The sequence below is a fragment of the Curvibacter cyanobacteriorum genome (assembly GCF_028649475.1).
Classification (GTDB): domain Bacteria; phylum Pseudomonadota; class Gammaproteobacteria; order Burkholderiales; family Burkholderiaceae_C; genus Curvibacter; species Curvibacter cyanobacteriorum.
On record NZ_JAQSIP010000005.1, the window covers coordinates 284043 to 299904 of the forward strand.

The following is a 15862-nucleotide window of genomic DNA, read 5'->3' on the forward strand; positions in this document are numbered from 1 at the left end:
CCAGCCGGTGGGGGCTGGCGGGGTGGACAACACGCCCACCCGCCGCCGAGCGGCTGAAAAACCCCAGCTCAGCGCGGACGGCGCGGGGCCATCGGGCCACGGCCTTCGATGTGACGGAACTTGATGCGGCCCTTGCTCAGATCGTAGGGCGACAGTTCCAGCGACACCTTGTCACCCGCCAGGATGCGGATGTGGTTCTTGCGCATCTTGCCTGCGGAGTAGGCAATCAGCTCGTGACCGTTTTCGAGGGTCACGCGGAAACGGGTGTCAGGCAACACTTCGTTGACGACACCCATCATTTCAATCAGGTCTTCCTTGGCCATGGTGGTCTTCCTTTAGGTCTTGATGGGGTTCAAAGGGTGCGCGTGAGACCGCGAACCCATTGGATGCCCTGCTCGATGGCGTAGCCCGAAGCAGCGGCACGGGTAGAAAATTCGGGAACAAAGCGCATCACCCGGTCGGTGCTGGCGCTGCCGCGGCCACTGGCGATCGACACCAGGGACGCGTATTGCCCGCCCTCGAGTTCACGGGGGCAGGCGGCAATTCGGTACTTGCCCATCAGGATGGGCGCGTTGGGTAGCAAAGTCGAGGTCGAAGTCTGAATCATCAAAGGTTGTAAGACCTGGGGCTGCAACAGCCTCTCGGTCACGGACAAAAATTTTGGCAGCCCCAAATGCCTAGGGAGCCCGTCCTGAACAACCTGAGATTGCGGCCATGAGGACGCGGGACCCGGGAACGTGCCAAAAGCAGTGGCAACTTCTACAGAAGGGGAAAAGCCACTTGCGCGGTGACATGAGCAGGCTGGCACGCCACAAGCAGGGCAGGACTGACGGCCGCTCTGCCAGGGGCGCTTGCGTCTCATGGCGACAGGCGCCAACGCGGTCAGTCGCCAGGGGCGATCCGGCAATGTAACACACTCGCCCCAGAAGCCCAAGCGGCCAAGGCTTCTCAGGCCCCAGCGGACGGGCATCGCGGCGCCAGCGTTGCTAAAAGACCTTACCCGCGAAATGACGTATTGACCCTGGCGGGGCGTTCTGAAACTATTTGAAACATTTGCCCGGCTGTGCTGGTCGGGCCCGCGATGGTTTGATCGATGTCCCAGCCCCATTCTTGCCTCTTTTTCATTGCTTGGGATGTTTTGCACCCCACGGTGGTCCTGCGCTCACCCGGCCCCCTGAACCGCCCCCCTGTCTCGCCCGGCCCCACGCCCCTTTTGGACAACCACCTGGTGGTCACGACCCATGCGCGCTGAGCCGACAGCGGCAGGGCCGGCATCGCCCTTTGGCCTGTTGAACACCGACACCGGCCCCCATGTTGAACGCCTGTTGCGCCTGGCCTGCAGCCTGTGCCAGGTGCCGCTGGCCCAGTTGGCCCTGCTCGAAGCGGACGGCCTGCACAGCCAGGCCCGGCTGGGCTGGCCCGATGCTTCGCCGCTGCTGGCGCCGGAGTTGCTGGGCCACTTGCTCAAGCAGCGGGTCGAACCCGAGCTGCTGACCCACCCGAGCTGGGCCCAACACCCCTGGGTGAACGCGCCTGACGGCCTGCGTTTTCTGGCCAGCGTGCCCCTGCTCAACGCCACTGGCCAGTGCCTGGGCGTGCTGATGGTGGGCGACCGCCAGGCGGGCCGCTTGACGCCCGAAGCGTGGGACGCGCTCGAAGCCCTGGCCGCCCAGGCCCTGTTGTTGTTGGAGTTCGGGCGCCAGCAAAGCCGGCTGCAAGACGCCGAAGCCGAGTCCGAACAAGCGCGCCAGCGCCAGACGTTGCAAGCGGAGGCCCAACGCATCGCGGGCCAGGTGGCCCAGGTGGGGGGCTGGATCCTGCGCCTGCCAGACAAACAGTTCGCATGGACCAGCGAAGTGGCCGAGATCCATGGCCTGCCGGCGCAAGCCCAGGTCAGCCCGGCCCAGGCCTTTGCTGCCTACGCCCTGGAAGACCAACCCCGCCTCAGCGCCGCCTACCAGGACTGTGTGCGCCGCGGCCAACGCTTTGACCTGGAGCTGCAGTTGCAACGCCCGGACCAGGGCCTGCTGTGGGTGCGGGTGATCGGCGAGGCGGTGCGCGACGAGCGCGGCCAGGTGGTCGCCGTGCAGGGTGCGCTGGAAAACATCGACGCGCGCAAGCGCAGCGAAGAAGCCCTGCGTGAAAGCGAAGAGCGTTTTCGGCTCGCCGCCCGGGCCACCGCCGATGCGGTGTGGGACTGGAACATCGAAACCGACGCCATGTGGTGGAGCGACAGCCTGGCGGCGCTGTTCGGCATTGACCTCAGCAGCCTCGAAAGCGACAGCCGTTCCTGGACCACGCGCATCCACCCCGACGACGAGGCCCGCGTGCTCGACAGCCTGCAAGCCCTGCTCGCGGGGGCCGGCAAACAGTGGAGCGAGGAGTACCGCTTCCGCCGGGCCGATGGCAGCTACGCGCCGGTGCTGGACCGGGGCTTTTTGATCCGCGACGCCCGGGGCCTGCCACGGCGCATGGTCGGTGGTCTGAAAGACCTGACCGAACAACGCCGCGCACGCGACGAGGCGCAACGCGACCTGCAAACGCGCATGAGCATCGTGCGCATCCAGCAGGAGATCGCCACCGCCGAACTCGACCTCGACGGCGTGCTGGCCCTGATGGCCGAACGCGCGCGGGAACTGGCCCATGCCGACGGCAGTTCGGTCGAACTGCTCGAAGACCAGGAAACCGTCTGCCTCGCGGCCTCGGGCATCCTGAGTGCCCGGTTGGGCGACCGCCTGGGCCTGCAGGACACGCTGTCCGGGCTGGTGCTGCGGCAAAGCGTGACCGTGCGTTGCCACGACACCGAACAAGACGCCCGCGTCAACCTGTTGGTCAGCCGCGTGCTGGGGGTGCGCTCGGTCATCGTGGCGCCGCTGCTGGCCGGGGGCAAGGCGATTGGTGTGATGCGGGTCGTGTCGTCGCGGCCCAACAGCTTCACGCTGCACGACGAAACCAACCTGCAAATTCTGGTCGCCACCCTGGGTGGTGTGATCCAGCGCCACCGCCTGGGGGCCCAGTTGCAGGCCTCGGAGGCGCAGTACCGGCTGCTGTTCGACCTCAACCCGCAACCGATGTGGGTGCACGACGTGCCGAACCTGCGCATGCTGGCGGCCAACAAGGCCATGCTCGCGCACTACGGCTACGACATCGAGACGCTGCGCCGGATGCGGGCGTCTGATTTCTGGGTGGACGACCAGGACGGCGGCCAGCAGGCGCGGCTGGAATCGATCACCCGCGGGGAGGTGCAGCTCAACGCCCGGCGCCGCCACCGGCGTCAGGACGGGTCGCTGATTGACGTCGAAGTCACGGCCAACACCATCACCTTCAACGGCCAACCAGCGCGGCTGGTGATCGCCAGCGACGTGACCGAACGCCTGCGCACCGAGCGCGACCTGCTGCGGGTGAGCCGCGCACAGCGCCTGCTCAGCGCCTGCAACGAGGCGCTGGTGCGGGCCAACACCGAAATCGGTCTGCTGCAGGACGTGGCGCGCATCACGGTAGAAATCGGTGGTTACCGCATGGCCTGGGTGGGCTATGTCGAAGAGGACGACCCGGGTTGCTGGGTGCGGCCGGTGGCCCGCCATGGCCATGGCACCGCCTTCCTGGATGCAATCAAGGTGTCGTGGTGCGCGGATTCACCGTACGGCCAGGGCCCCGCGGGTCAGGCCTTGCGCGAAAGCCGGATGGTGATCGTCGAGGACCTGCACACCAACCCCAGCTACGCGCCGTGGATCGCCAACGCCCGGCCCCATGGTTTGCGGGCGCTGGTGTGCCTGCCACTGCACATCGGCAGCCGGCGCTTTGGCTTGTTTTCGCTCTACTCGTCCGAGGTGTTTCACATCAGCGAGGACGAGGTGCAACTGCTGCAATCGCTGGCCAAAGACCTGGCGTTCGGCATCAGCAACCTGCGCGCCCGCGAGGAACAAGGCCGACTGCAACACGCGGTGCTCAAGCTGGCCACCGCCGTGTCGGCCAGCACCGGCACCGCTTTCTTTGAACAACTGGTGCGCAACATGACCGACGCGCTGGGCGCCCAGGCCGGTTTTGTCTTGAGCCTGCAACCGGGTCTGGCAACCCAGGCGCGCCTGATCGCCGGCCAGGTCAATGGCCGCCCCGCCGCCGAGGCCGAGGCCGAACTGGACCTGAAAGACACCGCCTGCGAGGTGCTGCTGCGCGAAGGCAACTGGCTGGTGCGCACAGGCCTGCCCAAACTGCCCGGCGTGCTGCAAGTCGACGGGGCCCAGGCCCTGGTGGGACGCCGGCTGGACAACGCGGCCGGCGAACCCGTGGGTCTGGTCTGCGCCTTGTTCACCCGATCGCTGACACAGACCGGCTTCACGGTGTCGGCGCTGCACATTTTTGCCTCGCGGGCCGCGGCCGAACTGGCACGCCAGGCCGCCGACACCCAGATCCGCGACCAGGCTTCGCTGCTCGACAAGGCACAGGACGCCATCCTGGTGCACCGCCTGAGTGGCGGCCTGGTGTACTGGAACCAGGGCGCCGAACGCCTGTATGGCTTCACCGCCCAGGAGGCACTGGACCCGGTGCAAGGCGCGCGCATTGAACGCGAATGCCTGCATTTCCAGCTGGCCCATTCGCCGGTGCTGGTGGATGGCGAATGGACCGGTGAGATTGAACAACACCGCAAAGACGGCAGCGCCCTCACCGTGGAAAGCCGCTGGACCCTGGTGCGCGACGCCTTCGGCCTGGCCGAATCGATCCTGTCGATCAACACCGATGTCACGGCACGCAAACACGCCGAACAGGAAATCCAGCGCCTGGCCTTCTTTGACGCGCTGACCGAACTGCCCAACCGCCAGTTGCTGATGGACCGCCTGCAACACGCGCTGGCCAACAGCACCCGCACCGGTGGAGGGGGGGCCCTGCTGTTCATTGACCTGGACAACTTCAAGACCCTCAACGACACGCTGGGCCATGACCAGGGCGACGAACTGCTGCGCCAGGTCGCACAGCGGCTGCTGGTCTGCGTGCGCGAAACCGACACCGTGGCGCGCCTGGGCGGCGATGAGTTCGTGGTGATGCTGGAAAACCTGGGCCACAGCTCGCCCGAGGTGGTTGAACACGCCAAACGCATTGGCGACAAGGTGCTGGCCACGCTGGGCATGCCCTTTTTGCTCGCGGGCCACCAGCACGAGAGCAGCTGCAGCATTGGCGTGGCACCGTTCATGGACGGCCACAAGGGCATCAGCGATTTGCTCAAACAGGCCGATCTGGCCATGTACCAGGCCAAAACCGCGGGGCGCAACACCCTGCGCTTCTTCGACCCGGTGATGCAAGCCGAGGTCAGCGCACGGGCCGCGCTGGAGGCAGCGCTGCGCCAGGCGCTGGCGCGCGGCGAGTTTTTGCTGCACTACCAACCGCAAACCGAACAGGGCCAGCAGGTCAGCGGCGTCGAAGCCCTGGTGCGCTGGCGCCACCCGGTGCACGGCATGGTGTCACCGGCCGAGTTCATCCCCTTGGCCGAGGACACCGGCCTGATCATCCCGCTGGGGCGCTGGGTGCTGGACACCGCCTGCAACCTGCTGGCCAGCTGGGCCCGTTTCCCCAGCCACGCCCACCTGAGCGTGGCGGTCAACGTCAGCTCGCGGCAGTTCAAGCACCCCGACTTTGTCGAGGACGTGGTCAGCGCCCTCAAGCAAAGCGGGGCTCGCCCCGACCGCCTCAAGCTCGAACTCACCGAGAGCCTGCTGGTGGACGACATGGAAAGCATCATCGAGCGCATGGGCGTGCTCAAGGCACTGGGGGTGGGCTTCTCCCTCGACGACTTTGGCACCGGTTATTCGAGCCTCAGCTACCTCAAGCGCCTGCCGCTGGACCAGCTCAAGATCGACCAGTCCTTTGTGCGCGATGTGCTGACCGACCCGAACGACGCCGCGATTGTGCGCACCATCATCAACCTGGGCCGCAGCCTGGGACTGGCGGTGATCGCCGAGGGGGTGGAATCGTCAGCCCAGCAGGACTTCCTGGCCAGCCACGACTGCCATGCCTTCCAGGGCTATGCCTTCGGCAAGCCCATGGCGGCCGCCGAACTGCAGACGTTTTTGCACCAGCACAGCCTGCACTGAGCCGCCGCAGCGCCAAGCCCACCGCCTCAGGTGGGGGGCTCTGTGGCACCGCCCGCCCATAGCCACCGCAGGGGGGCCCGCCCCCCTGACCCCCGGTGCCGGGCTTGGCAGCGCCAGGCCGCGCGGCGTGGCCGCCGCCACACACCTTCAACGCAGGCCTTCAACGCCGACCTTCAACGCGGGTTGGCAGCGGCCTGGGCCAGCCAGCGGTCCAGGGGCTGGGGACGCGAGAACAAAAAGCCCTGCAAGCCTTCACAGCCGTTGGCAAACAAGAAGTTCACCTGCTGCTGGTCTTCGACCCCTTCGGCAATCACTTTGAGCCGGAACTGCCGGGCCATCAACAGCACCGAACGCACAATGGCCGCATCGCCCTCGTCATCGGGGATGCCGTTGATGAAGCTGCGGTCGATCTTGATTTCATGGATCGGCAAGCGCTTCAAATAGCCCAGGCTGGAGAAGCCTGTCCCAAAGTCATCGATGGAAAACCGGATCCCGAGCTCGATCAGCTCGTTCATCTGCACCAGCACCGAGTCCGAACGCTCGACCAGCAGGCCCTCGGTGATCTCAAAAATCAGCCGGTCAGCGGGCGCGCCAGTGCGTTGCAACAGCGCGCGCACCCGGTCGACAAAGTCGAGCTGGCGAAACTGACGGGGACTGACATTGACCGACAGCGGGATGTCCCAGCCCGCGCGCTGCAGCGCCAACAGCGCCATGGCGGCCTGTTCCAGCACCCATTCCCCCAAGGGCACGATCAGGCCCGAGGTTTCAGCCACGGGAATGAAATCCACCGGCGACACCGGGCCGCGCTCCGGGTGCGTCCAGCGCATCAGCAACTCGGCCCCGATGACCGCCTGCGCCTTGTTGAACTGGGGTTGCACATGCACCGACAGCTGACCGCGCGCCAGCGCGGTCTTGAGGTCTTCCTCGATCAGGAAAAGCTTCTCGATCTCGGTCTGCATGCCGGGCTCAAACGCCGCCACCCGGTTGGCCCCGGTGGATTTGGCGTGGTTCATCGCCGCATCGGCCTCGCGCAACAGGCCTTCGGCGTCCGGCTCGGCGCCGGGTGACGGAAACACCGTCACGCCCAGGCTGGCGGTGATGCTGAAGCTGTGCTCCCCCAAGGGCAGGGGTTGCAGCAGCGACACACGCAACTGGTCGGCCATGGCCAGTGCCTGCTGCAGCGGCACCAGGCTGGCCACGACCTGGGTGCTGGCATGACCCGGTGCGGCCAGCGACGGCAGCAACACGACAAACTCATCGGCGGCCAGGCGGGCCAGAAAGGCCCCCGGAGGCAGGCACTCGGCCAAACGCTGGGCCACGCTGCTGAGCAAGGTGTCGCCCGTGCTGTGGCCGCGCGCATGGTTGAGGCGCTTGAAACCGTCGAGGTCGACATGGAACAAGGCGCCCGACAAGGGCGCGGGCCGGGTTTGCAGCCACTCGGACAGCTTGAGCAGCAACTGGGCGCGGTTCGGCAAACCGGTCAGCGGGTCGAAGTAGGCCCGGCGGTAGTTGTCTTCATCGGCGCGTTTGCGCTCGGTGATGTCGGTGTGGGTGCCGATCATGCGGGTGGGCTGCCCCGCCGCATTGCGGGCCACCACCAGACCCCGGCTCAAAGTCCATTTCCAGGCGCCGTCCTGGCACAGTGACCGGTGCTCACTGCGGTACTGCGGGCTCAGGCCTTGCACATGCTGCTGCAAGGCGAGGGCCACAGCGCTCTGGTCATCGGGGTGAACACGCTCGGGCCCTTCGGGGTCGCGCAGCACATCGGTGTCCGAAAACCCGTACAGGGCGCGGTACTGCGGTGAAAAGTAGCACTGCTGGCGTTCGATGTCCCAGTCCCAGACGCCCACCGCCGAGCCTTCGAGCGCGAACTTCCAGCGCATCTCGGCTTCGCGCAGGTCCTGTTCGGCGCGGCGACGGTCCGACACATTGATGAAAAAGCCGTGCCACAGCACAGCGCCACCGGGTTCCTGCAAGGGCCGCGACTGGCCCAAAAACCATTCACAGCGGCCATCGGGCAACAGGCAGCGGAACTCCAGCGACCAGGGCTGCATCGATTGCCGGGAGGCCGCCACCGAATGGCGCATCAACTCGCGGTCCTCCGGGTGAATCGCGGCCATGAAGGCCGACGAATCCTGCTGCAACACCGAGGGGTCCAAACCAAAGATGTCGGCAAAGGCCTGGCTGGCAAACGGGAACGAGGTCTGCCCTTGGGGCCCGACGCGAAACTGGTAGATGGCGGCAGGCACCAGCGAGGCCATCTGCCGCAGTTGTTGCTGTCGGCGGCGCAGTTCGAGCAGGGTCATGACCTGTTGCGCCAGTTGCTGCAGCAAATCAAGTTCCAGTTCGGTCCAGTCGCGTGGCTGGCGGTCCATCACACACAGGCTGCCCAGCAGGTGCCCGTCGCCGTTGACCAGGGGCACCCCGGCGTAGGCCCTGACCTGAGCCCCACCCTGCACTTGGGGCAAGTGCGCAAAACGCTGGTCCAGCAAAGCGTCGCGAACGCTGAACCTCGTCGAATCGGTCAGCAAATGTCGACAAAAGCTGTCTTCTAACGGGACTTCGCTCAAGTCGGTCCCACGGCGTGCCTTGAACCACTGGCGGTCCTTGGCCAGCAAACCGACCAAGGCAATCGGCGCACTCAGCAGGCTGCCAGCCAAAGCAGCGAGTTCGTCGAATGCCTGCTCAGGGGCCGTGTCCAGCACCTGGTAGCCGTGCAGGCTGTTCAGCCGACGGTCTTCGGGTTGAGCGCCATCGGCGTCTGGCGGGTTCATGGCTGGTCGTCACGGAAGGGTCGGCCACAGCGAGCGCCCCTGTTCGCAAAACGAACACGGCACACAGCAGCGACAGGGGAGCAGGCCAAAGCCAGAACGGGACGAGACAGCACGGAACGGAAACCCAAAACGGACCACAGGTTTTGACGGAACAAGTGCCGTCGACAGGCCGTGATTCTGGCAACAAAAGCAGGTGTGATGGGCCAAAGCAGGCACTTTTTACACGTCGACCTGGTCATCAGCCCTGAAATTCTCATTTCAGTGTCACTTCAATCAATTTTGAGCTCTGAACCTTGTTTCTGACTTCTTCTTTGTATTCAATAAATTGAAATAGTAGTAGTAGTAAGGGGTCCATCGGGCTGTGGATAAGCCCAATTTCTCTTTTCAATTCAAAGACTTGCCACAACGCCAAGTCTGTGTGCAGAGCGCCTTGAACAGGGCGGTGTTCTGACCAACAACTTGGCGTCTGGCGACGCGGCTGTGGACAAGCCCGGACTTGTGCGTGATTTATCCCCAAACTTGTTCCATTTCGCGGGCTTGGCACGGCCGCCGACTTTTTGGTGCTGAAAACAACAGTCATGGCCCCAGACGATTGAGGGGTATTGGTCCAAAGGGGTCAAACAACGGGGGGAGCACCGTTTTGGCCCGGTGTGACGCCGTCTGGAACCCGCACAACGGGCTTTTGGCAGGGCCCACAACGGTTGGGTCGGGGTGTTGGGCCCGGTCCGTGGGGGTTTTGCGGCGCACCAGACCGGCGGCTGGGGCTTGGAAGGGCGGACGGGTCAGCGCCTGTGGCGGCCTCAGGGCGCTCCAAGCGGGTCTCAGGGCAGGGGAGGCCCCGAAAATCGATTTTGAAGGCCCTCGGCAGACCGCGAGGCCGTCCAGGGCGCTCAGAAAGGGCAGGTCAGCCCCGGCATCGGCGATCGAACTCGGTGCCCCAAAACCGATGTTCGCCACCCGCCTTGGGGTCAAGCCCGAAAAAATCGACTTTGAAGCGCCGCATCACGCGGATCAACCGGCATCGCGCCCGTGGCCCACAGGTCCAAAGGGGGGTTGGCGCCACAGGTCGGCGCTTCAAACCGGTTGTTCGACGCTCCTGGCGACTTGAAGACTTGAAAACCGGCTTGGAAAGCCGGTGTTTGGCGCCGTGGACGGCGCCTGAGGTTTCGCAGGCCCGCGACCGGGTGGCGGTGGCGACTTCACGAGGGCCTTCAAAACCGATTTTGCGCACGGGCGGCCAACGGTCATGCCAAACGCCGGTTTTGAAGCCTCACTGCAGCACCTGAAGACCCCGTGCCCCGTCCGCCACCGCTGCCTGCCGGCGACAGCGCCGACCAAACTTGGGGCTTCAAAACCCATGTTCCGGGTGCCCGTGGCCCATCAGCTTGAAACAGCGATTTTGAGGCCTCGGTTCAGTCGGCCCATGAAGGGTTTCAGGCCCTGCTGACGGCTCAGTCTTCCAGGCCGAAGGCCGGGTTGGGCTTCTTTCTGACTTCTTCTTTGTATTCAATATAAAGAGATAGTAGTAATAGTAAGGACGCCAGGGGTCTGTGGATAAGCTTGTTTTCCTGAATCAAATCAGTGACTTGCGTCACTTTCAAGTCTGTGGGGCAGTTTCCCGGAGCTTTTCGCTTGGGCGGGGACAACTTGGGCTTGCACGGCCGCGCTGTGGACAAGTCCCCGCTTGTTCCGATGCTGTCCCCAAGGTTATCCCGGGCTGTTTCAGGCCAATTTTTCGCATGGCGAAATAAAAAAGACCCCGGCGCCGAAGGGCGACGGGGTCTTTTAGAGCGGCTTGAAACCAGGCACAACCCCGCCGAATGAGGGGGCTGGCAGGTCGCGCTCAGGGCTGGCGTGGCGGGCGGTGTTCGGACCGTTGGGTGCCGTGGCCGGGCGGCATCGGTGGGTGCGGCGGGCCCATCAGGGGCAGGGCCTCGGCATCGAACACCTTTTGCTGCTCGGGTTGCAGGGTGGCGTAGAAGGTCTTGATGGCCTGGTGGCGCTGGGCTTGTTGTTGGCTGCGTTCCTGGTGCCGCGCGTCCATCTGGTTGAGGCGCTCGGGGGTGGTCAGTTGGGCCCATTCGGCCGGATCAGGGTGGCGGGGCGGTGTGCTGGGCGGCTGAACCGCGCTGATGAAGGTGTTCCAGGCGGGTTCCTGCTCTGCCGCCAGCTTGAGCTTCGCCTTCAACTCAGCGCTGCGCTTGGCAAAGTGGGCTTGTCGTTCGGCCGGGCTGGGGGGCGCCAGGCGTTTTTCATGGCGTGGCGGCTTGCCGCCGTTCTCGGGCGGGGACGCTGGGGCACTCTGGGCACAGGCCACCCAGCTCAGGCTGGCCAGGAGGGCGGCGGTCAGGCAGCGGGAAGTCGAGGTTTTCATGGGAGTCCTTTCAAACAGGGTGCCGCATGAAGACACCCTCTGGCCATTGAGTTTGGACAGCTGCTGTGTCGACGCCATGAGCTTGGGGTGAGGCTTTGTAAAGTTTCCTGGGGCTTGCGATGACCCTGTCACCGGATGCTCACAGGGGCGGAGCGCCGCCGAGCCCTGCGGCTGGCCTCACAATGGCGGCTGCGGGGTTCACGCCGGTGTGCCCCGACCTGATGTTTGTCTGATTCAAGGGTGTCCTGTGTTCAAGAATTTGATTGTTTACCGCCTCGGTGAGGGTTGGACGGCTTCTCTGGAGCAGCTGGAGGCGGCGCTGGACAAGGCGCGCTATGTGGAATGCGGCGCCAGCCAGGAAAAGGCCACCGGCTGGATCGAACCGCGCGGCGAGGCCCATGGCCCGCTGGTGGAGTCGGTGGGGGGCCAATGGATCCTGAAGTTCATGATCGAAGTGAAGGCGGTGCCGGGTTCGGTGCTCAACCGCAAGGCCAAGGAGCGTGCGGCCCAGATCGAGCAGACCACGGGCCGCAAGCCGGGCAAGAAGGAAGTCAAGGAGATCAAGGAAGAGGTCAAGCAGACGCTCTTGCCGATGGCGTTTTCCAAGCAGGGCTCGGTGCTGGTCTGGATCGACATGAACGCCCGGCTGATGCTGGTGGACGCGTCCAGCCAGGGGCGTGCCGACGAGGTGGTCACGGCCCTGGTCAAAGAACTCGAGGGCTTCGCAGTGGCCTTGGTCGACACCCAGATCAGCCCGGTGGCCGCCATGGCCGACTGGCTGACCACGCAGGAGCCGCCCGCAGGTTTCAACATCGAACAGGAGTGCGAGCTCAAGGCCACCGACGAGTCCAAGGCGGTGGTGCGTTACGCCCGCCATCCGCTGGACAACGACGAGGTCAAACAGCACATCGCGCAAGGCAAGTTGCCGACCAAGCTGGCGCTGACCTGGGATGACCGGGTGAGCTTCATGCTCACCGAGGGCATGCAGATCAAGAAGGTGTCGTTCCAGGACGTGGTGTTTGAGGGCAAGTCGGCCGACGATGGCGGGTTTGACGCCGACGTGGCGATTGCCACGGGCGAACTCTGCCAGCTGCTGCCCGACCTGATCCAGGCCCTGGGCGGCGAAGCGGTGCGACCCAGCCTAGCGCCAGCGCCCGACGCCCCGCCCAGTGCGGCGGCCACCGTGGCCGCTGCGGTGGGCGTGGACGACGACGAAGGCCCGCCGTTCTGATGGGGCCCCGGCTCGGCCGGGGGGGCCCCGGGTGGGCACCGCCTGGGTGGGTGCCGCCCGCCTCGGGTCAGGCCATCAGGCCGGCCTGGAAGTCGCGGATGGCTTGGAACACTTCTTCTTGGGTGTTCATCACAAACGGACCGTACTGGGCGATGCCTTCGCGCAGGGGTTGACCCGCGATCAACAACACCCGCGCCGGCGCCGTGTTGCTGGCCGGGGCACTGAGGGCCACCCCGTCGTGGCCTTCGCTGGTGGCCAGCACGGTGTTGCGCAGGATGGCCATTTGCAGGGGCGGCACGGCCTGGCCCTCGATCGCCACCGATTCGCGGAAGGGGTAGACGAACGCGTTGTGCGTGCTGGGCAAGGGCTGCTCGAAACGGCTGCCCGGCGGCAGGCTCAGGTCCAGGTACAGCGGCTCGGTGGTGTCGCGTTGCATGGCCCCCGCGACCCCGTGGCTGTGGCCGGCAATGACGCGCACGCGCACCCCTTCGGCGGTGTCGAACTCAGGAATCTCTTCGCTTTGGATGTCGCGGTAGCCCGGGTCGCACAGCTTGTTGCGGCCTGGCAGGTTGAGCCAGAGCTGAAAGCCCTCCATCAGGCCCTCTTCCTGCTCGGGCAGTTCGCTGTGGATCAGGCCGCGGCCGGCGGTCATCCACTGCACGCCGCCGTTTTGCAGCAGGCCTTCGTGGCCGGCGCTGTCGCGGTGGCGCATGCGCCCCGCGATCATGTAGGTGACGGTCTCAAAGCCCCGGTGGGGGTGGTTCGGGAACCCGGCGATGTAGTCGTCGGGCTGGTCGCTGGCAAAGTGGTCCAGCATCAGGTAGGGGTCCAAGCGGCGTTGCAGGTCCTGGGTCAGCACGCGGCTGAGTTGGACGCCAGCACCGTCTTGGGTGGCCTGGCCTTTGACCAGGCGTTCAATGGTGCGCGGTCTTTGCAGTGCGGGTGGGGGGGGGGAGGGGGTCATGCGAATCACTTGGGGCAGGTGGGGCTGAAAACAAGATGATTTCACAGCCGGCCCAGCGCCGTGCAGGCGCGAAGGAAAGTCCTTTGGGGGCCAGACACGGCGGGTAAAGTGCCACCATGGCCATGAATATCGTCTGGGTGGGTTTGTTCGTGTCCGCGTTCCTCGCGGCCTTGTGGCGTTGGCTGGGGGGCGAGGCCACGGTGTTTCCGGCGCTGTTGAACGCCTTGTTCGACGCGGCCCGTTCCGGCTTTGAGCTGTCGCTGGGCCTGGCCGGGGTGATGACGCTGTGGCTGGGCCTGCTGCGGGTGGGCGAGCGTGCCGGCCTGATCAACAGCCTGGCGCGGTTGGCCAGCCCGCTGCTGCGCCAGCTGTTCCCGAGCGTGCCGCCAGGGCACCCGGCCCAGGCCGCGGTGACGTTGAACCTGTCGGCCAACCTGCTGGGGCTGGACAATGCCGCCACCCCTTTGGGCCTGCAGGCGATGCGCGAATTGCAGACCCTCAACCCCGAGCCCGACCGCGCCAGCGACGCACAGATCATGTTCGTGGTGCTCAACACCGCGGGATTGACGCTGATTCCCAGTTCGGTGATTGCCATCCGGCAAAGCTTGGCGTTGCGCCAGGGGCTGACCGATTTCAATGCCGCCGATATTTTCTTGCCGACCCTGCTGGTCACCCTGGCCTCCTTGCTGGCGGGCCTGATGGCGGTGGCGGTGGCGCAGCGGCTGCCGGTTTGGCGACCGCGTTTCCTGTTGCCGGTGCTGGGCTTGGCGGGCAGCTTGGTGGCTGCGGTCTGGGGCCTGGCCCAGCTGTCACCGGCCCAGGCCTCGCAGTGGATGGGCAGCGTCGGGGCCTTGGTGATCGTGGGCGTGGTGATGCTGTTCTTGCTGGTTGGTTGCTGGCGCCGGGTGTCGGTGTACGACGCTTTCATCGAAGGCGCGCGCGAGGGCTTTGGTGTGGCGGTGCAGATCGTGCCCTACCTGGTGGCGATGTTGGTCGCGGTGGCGGCGTTTCGCAGCGCGGGTTGCATGGACGCGCTGATGGGCGGGCTGGCCTGGGGCGTGGCGGCCCTGGGTTGGGACACCGCGTTCCTGCCCGCGCTGCCTGTGGGGCTGATGAAGATCCTGTCGGGCGCGGGCGCCCGGGGGCTGATGATCGACGTGTTGCAGGTGCACGGCGTCGACTCGTTTGTGGGCCGATTGGCGGCCATCATCCAGGGCTCCACCGAGACCACGTTCTACGTGCTCGCGGTGTACTTTGGCAGCGTCGGGGTGCGCCAGACCCGGCACGCGCTGAGCTGTGCGCTGGTGGCGGACGTGGTGGGCCTGGTGGCCGCGATTGGCCTGGCCTACGCCTTGTGGCGCTGAGCGGGTGGCCACGCCGCCGCCGCGCTGGGGCCGCTGCTTATTTTTTGAGCGAGCAGGTGTTGAAGCCCAGCAGTTGGTAGGGCGGGCACCAGCCCAGCAGGCCGGTGGCCAGGGGCACCAGGCCCAACCAGCCCCACCAGCCCACGGTGCCGGTGGCCGCCAGGCCCAGCAACACCAAACCAATCAGGATGCGCAGCACGCGGTCCATGCCGCCAACGTTTTGGATCATGAGAAAGTACCTCCAGGGGGATTCAAGGCTTCATTAGATACCCCAAGGGGTATGCCGGCCGTGATCCAGATCAAGGGGGCACGGCCGCTGCTGGCGCCTGGTTGGCGGGGGCGCAGCAAGGGCTGACGCCGGCCAGGTCGTCGAGGATGGGGCAGTCGGGGCGGTCGTCCCCGGCGCAGTGCTGCAACAGGTCTTGCAAGGCCCGTTGCATGGCCTGCATGGCGGCGATGCGCCGGCTCAAGTCGTCCACATGCTGTTGGGCGATGCGTTTGACGCTGGCGCTGGCGCGTTGGTCTTGGCCCCAGAGGCTGAGCAGCTCACCAATCTCGGCCATCGAAAACCCCAGCGCCCGCCCGCGCTGGATGAAGCGCAGGCGGTGCACATCGGCTTCGCTGTACAGGCGGTAGCCGCCTTCGCTGCGGCGCAGTTGACCGAGCAGACCCAGGGACTCGTAGTGGCGCACCATCTTGGCCGACAGCCTGGCCTGGCGCGCGGCCTCGCCGATCTGAAAGCGCGCGCTGGTGTCGGCCTCGGCACTGGGCGTCGTGGTGGGGCGGTGGTTCACGGCGCGACCGTGTAGCCTTCTTCGGTGATCACCGCGGCCAGCGCCGAGCGTGGCTGTTCGCTTTGCACCGTGACCTGGCCTTGGGCGCGGTCGATCTGCACCTGGGCCTGGGGATCGAGTTGCTGAATGGCGCGGCTGATGGCCCGTTCGCAGTGGCCACAGCTCATGCCCTGGACCTGAAATTGTTGTTGCATGGACTGACTCCTGAAGTTGAGAAAGGGGCCCCAGGGGCCCAGGCTTGCCATCATGAACCTTGCCATGATGGCAAGGTCAAG

At 65.7% G+C, this 15862-nt stretch carries 12 protein-coding genes; 3 read left to right on the forward strand and 9 right to left on the reverse strand.

Going from position 1 to position 15862, the window contains the following annotated elements:
• Positions 1–68: 68 nt before the first annotated feature.
• Positions 69–323 (reverse strand): translation initiation factor IF-1, encoded by a 255-nt coding sequence (gene infA, locus PSQ40_RS13220; RefSeq protein WP_273925550.1) that lies wholly within the window; start codon positions 321–323, stop codon positions 69–71.
• Positions 324–352: 29 nt separating this feature from the next.
• Positions 353–607, reverse strand: a complete 255-nt coding sequence (locus tag PSQ40_RS13225) for a hypothetical protein (protein WP_273952002.1) — start codon at positions 605–607, stop codon at positions 353–355.
• Positions 608–1289: 682 nt separating this feature from the next.
• Here PSQ40_RS13225 and PSQ40_RS13230 point away from each other — a divergent pair.
• On the forward strand, positions 1290–6086 hold the full coding sequence (locus tag PSQ40_RS13230; protein WP_273952003.1) for an EAL domain-containing protein: 4797 nt from the start codon (positions 1290–1292) through the stop codon (positions 6084–6086).
• Positions 6087–6259: 173 nt separating this feature from the next.
• Here the strand turns inward: PSQ40_RS13230 and PSQ40_RS13235 are convergent, their stop codons facing one another.
• The 3 genes from PSQ40_RS13235 to PSQ40_RS13245 all read right to left on the reverse strand — a co-directional run bounded on the left by PSQ40_RS13235 (position 6260) and on the right by PSQ40_RS13245 (position 11234).
• Positions 6260–8860 carry a sensor domain-containing phosphodiesterase gene (locus PSQ40_RS13235; RefSeq protein ID WP_273952004.1) on the reverse strand — a complete coding sequence of 867 codons (2601 nt, stop codon included), beginning with the start codon at positions 8858–8860 and terminating at the stop codon, positions 6260–6262.
• 253 nt (positions 8861–9113) lie between these two features.
• Complete coding sequence (locus PSQ40_RS13240; protein WP_273952005.1) at positions 9114–9440, reverse strand: hypothetical protein; 327 nt, start codon at positions 9438–9440, stop codon at positions 9114–9116.
• Between the two features lie 1263 nt (positions 9441–10703).
• On the reverse strand, positions 10704–11234 hold the full coding sequence (locus tag PSQ40_RS13245; RefSeq protein ID WP_273952006.1) for a Spy/CpxP family protein refolding chaperone: 531 nt from the start codon (positions 11232–11234) through the stop codon (positions 10704–10706).
• 247 nt (positions 11235–11481) lie between these two features.
• On the opposite strand from PSQ40_RS13245, the gene PSQ40_RS13250 reads away from it, so the two are divergent.
• Positions 11482–12465: a recombination-associated protein RdgC gene (locus PSQ40_RS13250; RefSeq protein ID WP_273952007.1), complete on the forward strand. Its 984-nt coding sequence runs from the start codon at positions 11482–11484 to the stop codon at positions 12463–12465.
• Positions 12466–12532: 67 nt separating this feature from the next.
• Here PSQ40_RS13250 and PSQ40_RS13255 read toward each other — a convergent pair whose 3' ends face one another.
• Positions 12533–13429 carry a pirin family protein gene (locus PSQ40_RS13255; RefSeq protein WP_273952008.1) on the reverse strand — a complete coding sequence of 299 codons (897 nt, stop codon included), beginning with the start codon at positions 13427–13429 and terminating at the stop codon, positions 12533–12535.
• A gap of 116 nt (positions 13430–13545) precedes the next feature.
• Between PSQ40_RS13255 and PSQ40_RS13260 the strand changes: the two genes are divergently transcribed.
• Positions 13546–14793 carry a nucleoside recognition domain-containing protein gene (locus PSQ40_RS13260; protein WP_273952009.1) on the forward strand — a complete coding sequence of 416 codons (1248 nt, stop codon included), beginning with the start codon at positions 13546–13548 and terminating at the stop codon, positions 14791–14793.
• Positions 14794–14830: 37 nt separating this feature from the next.
• Here the strand turns inward: PSQ40_RS13260 and PSQ40_RS13265 are convergent, their stop codons facing one another.
• From PSQ40_RS13265 to PSQ40_RS13275, 3 genes are all read right to left on the reverse strand, one after another.
• On the reverse strand, positions 14831–15022 hold the full coding sequence (locus PSQ40_RS13265; protein WP_273952010.1) for a YgaP family membrane protein: 192 nt from the start codon (positions 15020–15022) through the stop codon (positions 14831–14833).
• 70 nt (positions 15023–15092) lie between these two features.
• A complete protein-coding gene (cueR, locus tag PSQ40_RS13270) occupies positions 15093–15587 on the reverse strand; it encodes a Cu(I)-responsive transcriptional regulator (protein WP_273952011.1) in 495 nt (164 codons plus the stop codon).
• On the reverse strand, positions 15584–15781 hold the full coding sequence (locus PSQ40_RS13275) for a heavy-metal-associated domain-containing protein (RefSeq protein ID WP_273952012.1): 198 nt from the start codon (positions 15779–15781) through the stop codon (positions 15584–15586). The genes cueR and PSQ40_RS13275 overlap by 4 nt, the downstream gene beginning before the upstream one ends.
• Positions 15782–15862: the final 81 nt, after the last annotated feature.

Coding starts and splice junctions, on each gene's coding strand:
- PSQ40_RS13240 (WP_273952005.1), bottom strand. CDS start 9,440: ATGACTGTTGTTTTCAGCACCAAAAAGTCGGCGGCCGTGCCAAGCCCG.
- PSQ40_RS13260 (WP_273952009.1), top strand. CDS start 13,546: ATGGCCATGAATATCGTCTGGGTGGGTTTGTTCGTGTCCGCGTTCCTC.
- PSQ40_RS13275 (WP_273952012.1), bottom strand. CDS start 15,781: ATGCAACAACAATTTCAGGTCCAGGGCATGAGCTGTGGCCACTGCGAA.
- PSQ40_RS13235 (WP_273952004.1), bottom strand. CDS start 8,860: ATGAACCCGCCAGACGCCGATGGCGCTCAACCCGAAGACCGTCGGCTG.
- infA (WP_273925550.1), bottom strand. CDS start 323: ATGGCCAAGGAAGACCTGATTGAAATGATGGGTGTCGTCAACGAAGTG.
- PSQ40_RS13255 (WP_273952008.1), bottom strand. CDS start 13,429: ATGACCCCCTCCCCCCCCCCACCCGCACTGCAAAGACCGCGCACCATT.
- PSQ40_RS13225 (WP_273952002.1), bottom strand. CDS start 607: ATGATTCAGACTTCGACCTCGACTTTGCTACCCAACGCGCCCATCCTG.
- PSQ40_RS13245 (WP_273952006.1), bottom strand. CDS start 11,234: ATGAAAACCTCGACTTCCCGCTGCCTGACCGCCGCCCTCCTGGCCAGC.
- PSQ40_RS13265 (WP_273952010.1), bottom strand. CDS start 15,022: ATGATCCAAAACGTTGGCGGCATGGACCGCGTGCTGCGCATCCTGATT.